This window comes from Gordonia sp. ALPHA1B1 (assembly GCF_005502615.1).
GTDB classification, from domain to species: Bacteria; Actinomycetota; Actinomycetes; order Mycobacteriales; family Mycobacteriaceae; genus Gordonia; species Gordonia hongkongensis.
This window is the reverse complement of sequence record NZ_SCOC01000011.1, coordinates 1-13,573: the sequence shown is the minus strand read 5'-3', so window position 1 is coordinate 13,573 and position 13,573 is coordinate 1. Positions and strand designations below refer to the sequence as shown.

The window sequence follows — 13,573 nt, the reverse complement described above, 5'->3', positions numbered from 1 at the left end:
TCGTTCCCGCGGGACCCGTCTCCGGTCACGGCGCGCCATCCACAACCCGGAGGGCGTTCGTGCGGAGCTCTCCCAGCACGTCGCCGAGGGCGTCAGGCCCCGACACCGCGAGGCCGGGCAAGAGGCTCATCAATGCGGTGGTGAGGGCCGAATCCGGATCTGGGAGTGCGGCAGCCATCGCATCACTGATCGACGACAGCACCGCAAACGTTACCTGGGCGCCCTGATGCGCGACCGCCACCGCATCCGGCTCTGCGGCGGTGGCACGGACCACCAGATCGGGGAGCGAGACGGCGCGTTCGGCGTCGGCGATGTCACCGGCCGCCGCCTGTTCGGCCGCGGTGACGATGTCGATGTCGCCCACCAGCACCTGCGGGTTCTCCGACACCTCCTCGAGTACTCGCAGGTACCGCTGCGCATAGCTCTCGACCGTGTTCTTCGTGAAGATGTCGGCGGCGTAGATCAACTGGCCCGTCATTGAATCAGCGTCCTTTGCTGCCGGTGCACCGAAGTCGTTCGGGAACAACGTGAGCTGGAGATCCACCTTGGCTGGGGTCAACTGCTCGGATACCGGTGCGATCGTCATCGAGTCCATGTCGAGCGAGGGGATGGTGAAGTTCTGGTAGGCGAACATCACCTGATAGATCGGGTTGTAACTGGTGGGCGGCGAGGAGAGAACAGATGACACGATCGTATCGAACGGGATCTCGGCGTTCGCCATGTCCGCCAGGTCCTCGTCGCGGACCCGCTGGAGGAGCTCGGCGAACTTCTCTTCGTCCTGGAGCCGCGACCGCAGGGCCAGGGTGTTGACGAACATGCCGACCATGCCGTCGAGTTCTGGCTGACCCCGCCCGGCGAACGGGGTGCCGATCACGATGTCGCGCTGGGTGGTCAGCCGGCTCAGGAGCACCACCAGTGCGGTCTGCATCACCATGAACAGTGTCGCGTTGTGCTGGCGCGCGACCGCCTCGAGCTTGTGCACCAGGCCGCCGTCGATGTCGAAGCGCACCTCCTCGCCGACGAAGGACGGCGTCCGCGGGCGGGGACGGTCGGTCGGCAACTCCAGCCGGGCCGGCGCGTTGTGGAGCCGGTCGGCCCAATAGGCGAGCTGTCGGTCCGCCTCGGTCGTCCCGTCGGGCCCGGGGACGGCGAGTGCCTCCTGCTGCCACAGCGTGTAGTCCAGGTACTGGACCGCGAGCGGCTGCCACTCCGGCCGGCGGCCGGCCACCCTAGCCGAATAGGCGGTCATGACATCGGTGGCCAGTGGCAGCATCGAGGCGCCGTCCGCGGTGATGTGGTGGACGACGAAGACCAGGATGTGCTCGGTCTCGGTGAGTCGCAGCAACATCATCCGCAGCGGCGGGGCGATCGTGACGTCGAAGCCACGGCCGGTGAACTCCGCGATCACCGGCACGGGGTCGCCATCGACGTCGACGACGCTGCGCTCGAGCAATTCGAGTGCCGCGTCTCGGTCGAGCACGAGTTGGATCGGCTCGCCGTCAATCAGCGGATAGCGCGTCCGCATCGACTCGTGGCGGTCGATGAGGTCCTCGATGGCGCCTCCGATCGCGTCGGTGTCCAACTGTCCCGACAGGCGCAGCGCCATCGCGACGTTGTAGGCCGGCGACGCCGGATCGGCCCGGTTGATCAGCCACATGCCGCGTTGTACGGCCGACAGCGGGGCGCGGTCCCCGTGCGTGCGAGCCGCCAGACGCGGACGGCGCGAGGGAGTTCCGTGGTCGCTGGCGAACGTCGCCATCGCGCGCACCGACGGCGCGTCGAACACCGCGGCGACGGGGATGTCGACCTCGAGGTCGGCCGACAACCGGGCGGCGACCTTGGTCGCGCTCAGCGAGTTCCCGCCGAGGTCGAAGAACGACTCGGCCACGCTGATCCGATCCACGCCCAGGACATCGGCGAAGACCCGCGCGACGATCCGTTCGGTCTCCGTGCTCGCCGGCACGAATTCGGCGGTCTCGATCACCGGCGCGGGCAACGCCTTTCGATCGACCTTGCCCGCCGAGTTGAGCGGCATGCCCGGCAACGGCATCCAGATCGTCGGCACCATGAACTCCGGCACGGTTCCGGTCAGATGCGACTGCGCCTCGGCCGGGGTGACGGAGTCGGGCGAGTAGTAGGCCACGAGACTCTGTCCGGCAGCGAGGTCGGCGACGGTGACCGCCGTGTGGACGATGCCCGGCACCGACATCAGCGCCGACTCGATCTCGCCGAGCTCGAGGCGCTGACCCCGGAGCTTGACCTGGAAGTCGTTGCGGCCCAGATATTCGATCTCTCCGGCGGGGCTCCATTTGCCGAGATCGCCGGTGCGGTAGAGCCGCGACCCGGCCGAACCGTACGGGTCGGCCACGAAGCGTTCGGCGGTGAGCCGGCCCTGCGAGACGTATCCGCGCGCCAGTTGGATGCCGCCGAGATAGATCTCACCGGGCACGCCGACCGGGAGCGGACGCAGCCGGTGGTCGAGGACGTGGATCGTCGTGTTGGGCACCGGCCGCCCGATCGGGACGACGGTCTCCGAACCGCGGACGTTGTGTTCGGTGACGTCGACCGCGGCCTCGGTGGGCCCGTACAGATTGTGCAACCCGACGGCGGGCAGCGCGGTGCGCAGGCCACCCGCGGTCGAGGCGGTCAGGGCCTCCCCCGAGGTGAACACCTGACGCAACGAGCTCAGTTCGGCCAGCCGGTCCGGACCGACGACGTCGAGGAACGTGGACAGCATCGACGGCACGAAGTGAAGCGTCGTCACGTCCTCGCGCTGGATGATGTCGACGAGGTAGGACGGGTCGCCGTGACCACCGGGCACCGCGACCACCAGCCGCGACCCGGAGATGAACGGCCAGAACAGTTCCCACACCGATACGTCGAAGGTCACCGGCGTCTTCTGCAGTACGACGTCACGGTGGGTGAGCGTGTAGTACTTCTGCATCCAGTCGAGCCGGTTGACGATCGCGCCATGCGACACCACGACGCCCTTGGGTCGTCCGGTGGAGCCGGAGGTGAAGATCGTGTATGCGGCGTTCTCGGGATTGAGCGGCACGCTGCGCTCGGTCGAGTCGAACGGCGCGGCGTCCGAGTCGACCTCGGTCGAGGCGTCGACCACGGTGATCGTGACGCGATCTGCGAGGTCGTCGACCACGGCGGGGCGGGCCCCTGGTCCGACGAGTACGCGCCGGGTACCGGCGGTCTCGAGTATGTAGTCGGCGCGATCGACCGGCGCCTCGGTGTCGAGCGGCACGTACTGCCCGCCGGCGAGGACGATCGCGTGCACCGCGACCAGCAGCTCCACCGACCGCGGGATGCAGACCGCCACCGCGACATCGGGACCGACGCCGTCCGCGATCAGCTGGCGGGCCAGAGCCGTTGCGCGGAGAGCGAATTCGAGGTAGGTGACTTCGCGGTCGGCGAAGACCAGTGCGACCGCCTCGGGGTCCTGTCGGTACCCGGTCAGCAGCGCGGCCGAGAGATCGGGTGCGGTCGGCTCGCGACGGGCGCCCTGTGACCAGCCCCGGACAATGTCCACCTCGGCCTCGGGGAACGCGAACAGGTCGTCGACGCGCAGCGCCCGGCCGGCGTCGTCCGCTTCGAGCGAATCCGCGATCGCGCCGAGCACGTCGTGGAGGTAGCGCGCGAACCGTTCGACGGTGGACTCGTCGAAGAGATCACGCGCATACCCGAAAGCGGCCGAGATCTGCCCGGCGTGGTCGCCGGTATCGGCGTACTCGACGACACTGAGCGAGAGGTCGTATTTCGCGAACGGTGCCCGCGCGTCGATGAGGCTGATTCCGGCCTCGTCCTCGAAGAGCCGCTCGACCTGATCGTGCTGCATCACCAGCTCGACCTGGAACAGCGGCGAATGCGCGGTGGAACGGCGGGCACCCACCGCGTCCACGACCTGCTCGAAGGGCACATCGGCGTTGCTGAGTGCTTGCGCGCGAGTGTGATTGGCCTCGCTCAGCAGACTGTTGAGGTCGGTGTCGGGATGCACCCGCGTGCGGAGCACGAGGGTGTTGACGAACATGCCGATCAGGTCGGCGAGTTCCGGCTCGTCCCGGCCGGCGATGGCGGTGCCGATGGCGACGTCGTCGCTGCCGGACAGACGCGACAACACCACGGCGAGCGCGGCGTGGAAGATCGCGAAGACGGTCACGCCGTGCTGAGCGGCCACCGCGTGCAGCCGGGCGACGGTGTCGGCGTCGAGGAGGGTGTCGACGTAGCCGCCCGCACCGGACGGCCGGATGGGTCGCGCGCGATCGGTGGGCAACGAGATGAGTTCGGGCATCCCCGCCAGTTCGGTGCGCCAGAAGTCGAGCTGCGTCGCCATGACCGAATTCTGGTCGGCGGCCTCCCCCAGGACGTCGCGCTGCCACAGCGCGTAGTCGGCGTACTGCACCGGCAGCGGGCGCCATGCGGGCTGCTCGTGAGCGAGCCGCGCGGCGTAGGCCGTCAGGACGTCGGTGATCAACGGTCCCAGCGAAGCACCGTCGCCGACGATGTGGTGCATGACGACGATCAGGACGTGATCGAGCGTCCCGTCGGGCGCCACGGAGCGGAAAAGTCGTGCGCGGACCGGATATTCGTAGTTCAGGTCGAAACCGGTCACGGCGAAGTCGGCGAGCCTGCGTTCGGTGTCCACGGGTGCCACGTCGACCACGTCGAACAACCGGGCCGCAGCAGCCGCCTGCGCCGAATGGATGAACTGGTAGGTCTCCCCGTCCTCGTCGGGGAATGTCGTCCGCAACGGCTCGTGTCGCGCGATGACATCGTCGATCGCGGCGGCCAGCGCGGCGGCGTCGACGTCGGCACCGAGCCGAACCGCCCCCGGGATGTTGTAGGCCGGCGAGGTCGGGTCCAGCCGGTTGATGAACCAGAGACGACGTTGGCTGAAGGCCAACGGAATCCGGTCCGGGCGCGGCTGCGGCACGAGCTCCGGGCGGCGCGCGGCGGCGTCGTCGGTCACCGGTGTCGCGACCCGGATGATGTCGCCGAGGCTCTGGCTCTCGAAGACATTGGCGAGCTTGATGTCGAGGCCCGCGACGGTACGCAGTCGCGAGGCCAGCCGGGCCGCGGTCAGCGAGTCCGCACCGAGCGCGAAGATGTTGTCCTGCAGCCCGATCGGCTCGATGTCGAGCAGTTCTTCGACGATCGCGACCACTTCACGTTCGCGCGGTGTCGACGGCGCGACGTAGGCGACCCGTTCATCGCGCGCGAACACCGGCTCGGGCAGCGCCTGCCGGTTCAGCTTGCCGTTGGCGGTCAGGGGCAGTTCGTCGATCAACATGACGACGTCGGGCACCATGTACCCGGGCACATGGGCGCGCACCTGCTCGCGGATGGCCGATTCGTCGAGCCCGCAACCGGTTTCGGTGACTGCATAACCGATCAGCTTCGCCCCGCCGGCCGATGCCGCGTCGGTGACCACTGCGGCAGCCGCGGCGACGCCGTCGACCGCGCGCAGCGCCGTCTCGACCTCGCCCAGTTCCACCCGGAATCCCCGCAACTGCACCTGGGTGTCCGCGCGCCCCAGATACTGGACGTCGGTACCGATCCGCCGGCCCAGATCGCCGGACCGGTACATCCGCTCGCCGGTGCCGTGCAGGTCGGCGACGAATCGGGTCGCCGTGAGGCCGTGGCGGTTGCGGTACCCGCTTGCGAGTTGACCGCCGACGACGTAGATCTCGCCGACCGCACCCTCGGGCACGGGACGCAGGCGGTTGTCGAGGACCCGCAGGCCGAGCGAGTTCAACGGACGGCCGATGAGGCTCGCACTCTCGTCGCGCACCAGATCGGGATCGAGCGGACGGTAGGTCACATGGACCGTCGTCTCGGTGATGCCGTACATGTTGACGAGTTCGATATCGTCACCGAACGCCTCGTACCAGTTGTGCACCTCGTCGAAGCGCAGCTCCTCGCCACCGAAGACGATGTAGCGCAACGCCAACGGCGTTCCGGTGCGGCGCCGGACGTCGGCCACGATGCTGAACGCCGAGGGCGTGAGGGACGCCACGGTGATCTGCTCGTCGGCGAGCAACTGCAGGAACTCGGCGGGCGCACGGGCGACCATCCGGTCCACGATCACCGCACGACCGCCGGTGAGCAGCGGGCCGAAGATCTCCCACACAGAGAAGTCGAAGGCGTAGGAGTGGAAGACCGACCACACGTCCTCGGGCGTGAACTCGAAGTCGGCCGACGCCGCGTCGAGCAGCGTGGCGACGTTCCGATGCACGATCTCGACGCCCTTGGGCGCCCCCGTCGACCCGGAGGTGTAGATGACGTAGGCCGTCGCCTCCGGGGTCCGCGGGCCGCGCGGTACCGGGACCGCGGCGACTTCCGGAGTCCCCGCCTCGTCGAGGAGATGTCCGGCCTCGACGACCTCGCACTCCCCCGCCCACCCGGGCCGATCGCCGTCGGAGACGATCAGGCACGCCGGGGCGGCGTCGTCGACGATGTAACGCAGACGCTCTTCCGGATTGCCGGTGTCGAGTGGCAGGTATCCCGCTCCCGCCTTCAGCACGGCGAGCATCACCACGACGAGACTCGTGTCGCGAGCCGTCGCGACGCCGACCAGGTCGCCTGCTCCGATACCGCGAGCGCGCAACGATCGCGCCATCGCGTCCGAGCGGCTCGCGAGCTCGGCGTAACTGAGGGTCGTGCCGTCGGCGTCGGAGACCGCTCCCCGGTGACGATGGGCGGCTGCGACCTCGTCGAACATCTCGACGAGGGTCGGCGTGGCCGCCCGCGGATGTGGCTGTGGAAGCGACTCGAGCAACCGGTGATCGCTGTCCACGAGCAGGCCGATGTCGGTGACAGGGGTATCGAGTGACTCCGCCGACAGGAACCGGTCCAGGAACGTCAGGAATCGCTGGTGCAGCGCGTCGAGTTCGGCCGGTGCGTACAGGTTCGGGTTGCCGTGCAAGTCCACGACCAGCGGTGCGCCAGGGCTCGACTGGTACAGGTTGATCAGCAGATCCTCGAGGATGCCCGAGGTCAGGATCCGGTACTCCATCTCGGTGCCGTCGATGGCGACCTGCTCGTCGAAGAACACCATGTTGATGGTGGGCCCGAACGAGACCGAACTCTGATCGAGACCGGCGTCGCGACGGATGTCGTCGGACCGGTAGCGCTGGTGCCGCAATGCGCCGGTCAGTTCGAGCTGCGCGGTCTGGATCAGCTCCCGCACCGACTTCGAGGCCACCTCACGCAACCGGATCGGCAAAATGTTGGACACCATGCCGCCGGAGATCTTGATCTTGGCGGTGGCCCGGCCGGTGACCGGGAGGCTGAGGACGATGTCGTCGTGATTGCTCATGCGCGCCAGGAACGCGCCGAACGCCGAGGTCATCAGGACGGCCAGTGAACTGTTCAGCTCACCGGCGAGGGCCTCGTACCGGCGTTGCCGATCGGGGTCGAGGGCGGCGCTGGAGACGACGTTGTCGAAGGAGAGCGAACCGGCGGTGCCGACCTTCGACAGGGTCACTCGCTCCGGCAGGTCCGCGACGCGGTCGAGCCAGTGCGCGCGGTCGGTCTGCCGCCGGGTACTGCCCTGGTAGGCCTCTTCGTAGGCGACGATGTCGGCCATGGTGGCCGGCGGCTTGTCGCGCGGTTCCTCTCCCCGGCGGAGAGCGTTGTAGCGGTCGACGGTGCGCCGCATGATCGACAGCGCGGCATAGCCGTCGATGATGATGTGATGGGCGCGGTTGTACCAGAACGTGCGATCGTCGGAGATCAGCAGGATCGAGACGATGATGAACTGGTCGGTGAGGAGATCAACCGGCTGTCGGTACTCGGCCTGCATCCACGCCATCGCCGCGGCGACCGGGTCGGCCTCGGAACGGAAGTCGAGGATGTCGACGGTCTGATCGAAGTCGACGTCGACGTACTGCATGGGGATGCCGTCGATCTCGGTCAGACGGACGAAGGGCGACTCAACGAGTTTCCCGACCTCTTCACAACAACGGGCGAAGAGGTCGATGTCCAGTCCACCCGGCGCGTGGCGGATGTCCACGTACTGAGCGATGTTGACCGAGTACTCGGACGACAGCGACTCGGCGAACCACATGCCGCGCTGCGCCGCGGTGAGCGGGAGGACCTGAATGGTCTCGTCCACGTCACCCGGCGTACCCGCACGGTAATCGGCGATTGCCACGTCCTCTGAACTCTCCCTCGCTAGTCCTGCAGTCGATTAGACCTCACGACACTGCCGTTGGTAATCGTTCAGACCCTCCACATCGGACGCCGACACAGAATCTCCATCCTATTTCACGCGAGGGGGTCTCATGAAACCGGGATGCGGGGCCAGCCTCTGAGAATGCCATCGCCGACGCCACCTTCCTTGTTACCTGCCGCGGCGTGTCCAGGCCCGGCGAGACAACCGCCCCCGACGGGCGTCGCGCTGGGCGCATAGGACTCTGACCAGCGTGGATGTGCGCGCGGCCGATGGTGGGGCGGTCCACGTCGGCGCGGCTGAAGCCATACCGAGCGTCATTCGTTACCCGGACGCCACTGGATCGGTTCGCGGTCATCGGTCCCTTGCGGCCTTTCGATAACCGCGAAGAGCTGGATAGATGGAAATGACCAGAATCACCACGGTCCAAACCGCGACTTTCACCAGATTCTCGGCGAGCGGACCGCCCGCGGCCAGCGCACGCATGGCTTCGATGGCCGGGGTCATCGGTTGATTAGCGACGATCGGCTGCAGCCAGGTGGGATAAGCGCTTATCGGCGAGAAACCGGAATTGAAGAACATCAGCAGACTCGATGCCAGTCCGAGATAGGGCACGATCGGCGCTCCCGGCCGGGCGCTGACGGCGAGTGCGAGGGTGAGGGTGGCGAACGCGGCGCCGTACGCGAGAGCCACCAGTACCAGTCCGATCGCCGATCCGAACCCCTGGGTGAACCGGAAACCGATCAGGTGGCCGGCGGCGAGCAGGATGAGCGTCGTCACGAGGATGCGGACCAGCTCGGACATCACCCGCGAGGTGAGGTCGGCCGCCCGATGGATCGGCAGGACGTACAGCCTGGCCAGCAGACCCGTGGCCCGTTCCCGGTTCAGCCGAGTCGCCGAGGCGATCGAACCGAACATCGCACCGACGAGGATCACCAGCGGCACCGTGCCATAGGCACTGTTCTGGCCGGTTGCCGACCCGATGGCGTCGCCGAGTACGACCTTGAACATGATCATGCTCAGCGCTGGGAAGAGCAGCGCCTGCATCAGGGTAGGGACGTCGCGGACGAACACCACGATCTGTCGGCCGGCGAGCGGGAGACTCTGGTGCCACCACGCCCGGAACGACGACTCCCGCGGCACGTCGGTGGCTGCGGTCGTCAAGAATTGTCGCTGGGCGCCCGGTTCCCCGACGGTCGCCGTGCTCACGTCGACGGCGCTCATCAGCGCGCCCTCCGCGTACTGATCGCCAGCAGAAGCAGCGCGGTCGCGGCCAGGCCGGCGCACCACCACAGCGACGGCTGCAGTTGGTGCCATGTGGCGGTCCCGGCGTCGAGAGCGCGCATCGAATCCGCGAACTGCGAGATCGGCTGGTTGCGCACGAACGGTTGAATCCACTCCGGGAACTGGATCAGCGGCACGAACCCCGTGGACATCATGCCCAGGATCAGCGTCGGCAGCGCCAGCGCCTGACTGGTGGCCTCCGGACTTCCGGCCACCAGTCCCAGGCCGTCGGCCGCCCACGAGAACAGGGCGCCGATCAGGAACGCCAAACCGAACAGCCCGACGGTGCCCCACAGACCGCCGCCCGGACGCCACTCGATGATCAGGCAGGCCACCGCCGCGCAGACGAGCGAGATCACCAGCAGGACACCGTTCGTCGCGGTCCGTGCCAACATCGGGATCACCGGCGACATCGGCATCACCCGGAACCGGGTGTTGATCCCCTGGACGCCGTCGAAGGCCGCACGCATCGCCGCCGAGGACGCAGCGAAGTTCACCGACTGCAGCACGATGATCGGCATCAGGAACTGCCCGTAGTTGATCCCGGGCGTGACCTCGACGATGCTGCGCAGCGGTAGGTAGAAGCAGATCGCGAGGAAGGCCGGGGACACGAACGCGAAGATCACCTCGCCGCCCCGGAACACCTTCGAGATCCCGCGACCGGACAGCGCCCACCACTGCTGGACAGGCCGCACGCGCGGCTCGGTCAGCACGGTTGTGACCGATCCCGACGACGTCGCCCCCGATCGCAGTACGTCAGAAGTCGTCATGTCAGGTCGAACTCCGGTCCCGGCGCGGATCGGTCAGCGCCAGGAAGACCTCGTCGAGCGATGGCCGCCGCATCGCGACGTCGGACAGCGGGATGTCGGCCGCCGCCGTCCGGCGGATGACCTCGACGAGGGTCTCGGGGCCGTCCGGCGCCGGCACCGCGACGAAGTGGTCGTCATCGCCCTGGACGTGACCGGCGATGAGATCGGCCAGGGTGTCGCGGAGCCGGGCACGGTCGGCGGGGTCGGCGGGTGTGACCTCGCAGTAGGCCGCACCGGTCGACGCCTTCAGCTCGTCGGACGTTCCCTCGGCGATGACCCGCCCCTTGTCGATGACGACGATGTTGTCGGACAGGACGTCGGCCTCTTCGAGATACTGGGTGGTCAGCAGGATGGTGACACCGGAGTCGCGGAGCTTCTCCACGAGCGACCAGACCTCGAGGCGGCTGCGCGGATCGAGCCCGGTCGTGGGCTCGTCGAGAAAGACGATCCGCGGCGCGGTGACAAGTCCACAGGCGATGTCGATCCGTCGGCGCATACCGCCGGAATACTCGCGGACCCGCTTGCCGCCGACATCGGTCAGCGAGAAGGCGTCGAGCAGTTCGTCGGCGCGGGCGCGGGCAGCCGACTTGTCGAGGCCGAGGAGACGACCGAACAGAACCAGGTTCTCGCGGCCGGTCAGGGCCTCGTCGAGGGCGGCGAACTGCCCGGTCAGCATGATGGACTTCCGGACCGATGCCGCGTCGTGTGCGACATCGTGACCGTTCACGGTGGCGGTGCCGCCGTCGGGCTTCAACAGGGTGCACAGCATGTTGACCGTCGTGGTCTTACCCGCGCCGTTGGGCCCGAGCAACGCGACGATGCTGCCGGCCGGGACGGTGAAGCTCACGTCCTCGACGGCGACCATGTCCTTGAATTTCTTGTGCAGGTTCCTGGCCTCGATCGCGAGCCCTGATGAGGCCGCGGTGGTCGGCGGGGGCGGCTCCGGCGACGGCACGGCAACTGTCGGCGATCCGGACCCATCGGCCGGAGGTCGATGCCACTGCGGAACCATCCGCGCCGGTGTATCGAACGGTGCCGTCTCGACGACGTGGCCGTTGTGATCCGGGGATGCGAAGTCTTGCTGGTCGGCCCGTTCATCGCCGCCGCCACGCACCCCATCAACAGGGCGCTCGCCGACGAGGGCCTCGTCCTCAGGCGGTGCGGCGCGATAGGGGGCCCGGGCGGCCGGGCCTGCGGTATAGCCGTTGGGTGAGGTGACGTCCGAATCCGCGTCGTCCGCGGTCGGCGTCGAGGGACTCTCCCGTTCGGCACGCCAGCGCCGAAGTTGCTCCGCTACCGGGTCCGGCAGTACGAACGGGTCCTCGGGCAGTGGCGGAAGGGGCGGGTCGTGCCGTTGATGACGCGGCTCGTAGGACGCGACTGAGGGTCGCTGACCACTGGCCTCGGACATGTCTTCCTCTACGCGTCGACGACAGGACAACACGGACAGCCCGCTCGTCAGCCGAGACTCCGCAGGGCGGGGCACGACCATCTGAAGCTAGGCATCCACGACAACAAACTTACGCACGATTCGCCGTTTCGGACGAATTTGACCCGGTCCGTCATTCACGAATTTGTCGTCGGGCCGGGCGGAAAGGTTACGCGGGCGTTCGCGACCCGCCGCACGCCATCACCGCGGTCACCGGTCGTCGGCGCGGCGTTCACAGGTGACGAGGGCGCGGCGCCGTTCGAGCGGCATGAGCAGTCGATGTGGGCGCCAGTTGTGCTTCTCGTCATCCCAAGGCCGGAACAACAACCACATCACGGTGAATCCCAAGAATCGGAACGGCCGATCGACCCGGAGCACCTTCACCGCCGCATCGTCGCCCCGCCGCGCGGCCGTGCGTACACCACCGGCGATGTAGGAGCGGTTCTGCCACGGTGAGTGACGTAACTGTCGGCACGAGGTGTCTACCTGGACGCGCGGGTCGAAATACATCATCAGGCCCCAGTCGGACAAAGCCAGACTCAGGTCGAGTTCCTCCCAGATGTCCGGGTCGGACCGCAGCGAATCCCGCACTTGTTTCCATGCGACCTGACGGATCGCGTAATTAGGGCCGCTGAGACCCCCGATCTTTCCCCCGTCGGCCAACTCGCCCAGCGTCAGGGTCACGAGGCGACGCTGTAATACCCGGGACGGACCGTCCCAGGTGAGTACCACGCCCGTCAGACCGTCGTAAGCCTGTCCTTCCTCGGAATCGAAGAACGTCACGATCCGCTCGGCCCAGTCCTCCCGCACGAACGAGTCCGCATCGGTTTTTGCGATGATGTCCGACGTGGCGGAATCGAATCCACAATTGCGCGCCGGGATGACCCCGGGCCGAGGCTCGACGATGCGCCGGACGTTGTCGTTGTGTTCCGCGAACTCGTCGACGATGGCCGCGGTCGTGTCCGTCGACGAGTTGTCGATGACGATGATCTCGTCGACGTGCCTGGTCTGGGTGATCAGATGGTCCAGGCATCGTCTGATCGTGTCGGCCTCGTTATATGCCGGAACGATCACCGAAAGTGTGCTCACAACGCCCCCACCACCAAATACGGACCGACACTGACCAACGTTCGTACACCTTGCGGGCATTCATGAAATCGTTTTTGCAAGTTGATTTGGTTGTGTTCTCCTAAAACGACCGCAAGCGCCAGACAATGATGCTTGCTCGAGTACACACGGATCAACGATTGCAAATCGGCAAGAGCATCAGATTTGTGAAGCGCAGTATTCATTGGCCGCAATGATACCGAGAAATGCACGAACTTCTACATCAAATAGCGTGTTTCCGACATTCTTTTTCGTCGAGGTGAAAGGGAATAGCAGGAATTAGCGGCTCTTCCCAGATGAGGGTGTAGGTCGGCCGAACGCGTCGGTCCGCAGATAGACGTCGAGATCTCCCGACGATGGAGGTTCCTACGCCATCCATCCGAAAGACCTCGACGTGACCGACGCTACCCCGCCGGCCTGCTTCGGCCGCCCTGACCTGACCGCCTTCGCGTCTCATCCCAATCGACCCTGATCGAGTCTGCTGACCCCCTCGACGAGAACGCAGCGACATCACAGCCACCCAACCCCGACCGTCCGCGAAGCCGGGACACGTCACATGACCTGTGCTGCGGGCGTGTCGAGTGGGTCGTCCAGGGGCGACGCAGGAGCGTCGACGCGACGTGCTGAGAGGTGGTTCCAGTCGAGCACTAGCACACCGGCTACAGGCATGGCGATAGGTCAGGAACGGCGTCGCTCCCTACGCAGGAGGGAGCGCAGAGTCTCGGCGTTCGCGTAGCCGACCCGTAGCGCGATCTCGGCGGAGGT

General features: G+C 67.1%; 6 protein-coding genes. All 6 read right to left on the bottom strand.

Annotated elements, in window-relative coordinates:
• Positions 1-25 precede the first annotated feature (25 nt).
• Positions 26-8,161, bottom strand: coding sequence for a non-ribosomal peptide synthetase (locus FFS52_RS09715; protein ID WP_137809554.1), 8,136 nt, complete (start codon positions 8,159-8,161; stop codon positions 26-28).
• A gap of 372 nt (positions 8,162-8,533) precedes the next feature.
• Positions 8,534-9,403, bottom strand: a complete 870-nt coding sequence (locus FFS52_RS09710; RefSeq protein ID WP_137809553.1) for an ABC transporter permease — start codon at positions 9,401-9,403, stop codon at positions 8,534-8,536.
• Complete coding sequence (locus tag FFS52_RS09705; RefSeq protein WP_137809552.1) at positions 9,403-10,233, bottom strand: ABC transporter permease; 831 nt, start codon at positions 10,231-10,233, stop codon at positions 9,403-9,405. Before FFS52_RS09705 ends, FFS52_RS09710 begins: the two co-directional genes overlap by 1 nt.
• A gap of 1 nt (position 10,234) precedes the next feature.
• Positions 10,235-11,683, bottom strand: coding sequence for an ATP-binding cassette domain-containing protein (locus FFS52_RS23665; protein ID WP_171011595.1), 1,449 nt, complete (start codon positions 11,681-11,683; stop codon positions 10,235-10,237).
• A 228-nt stretch (positions 11,684-11,911) separates the two neighbouring features.
• On the bottom strand, positions 11,912-12,790 hold the full coding sequence (locus FFS52_RS09695; RefSeq protein WP_137809551.1) for a glycosyltransferase family 2 protein: 879 nt from the start codon (positions 12,788-12,790) through the stop codon (positions 11,912-11,914).
• Positions 12,787-12,993 (bottom strand): hypothetical protein, encoded by a 207-nt coding sequence (locus FFS52_RS09690; protein ID WP_137809550.1) that lies wholly within the window; start codon positions 12,991-12,993, stop codon positions 12,787-12,789. The genes FFS52_RS09695 and FFS52_RS09690 overlap by 4 nt, the downstream gene beginning before the upstream one ends.
• Positions 12,994-13,573 lie beyond the last annotated feature (580 nt).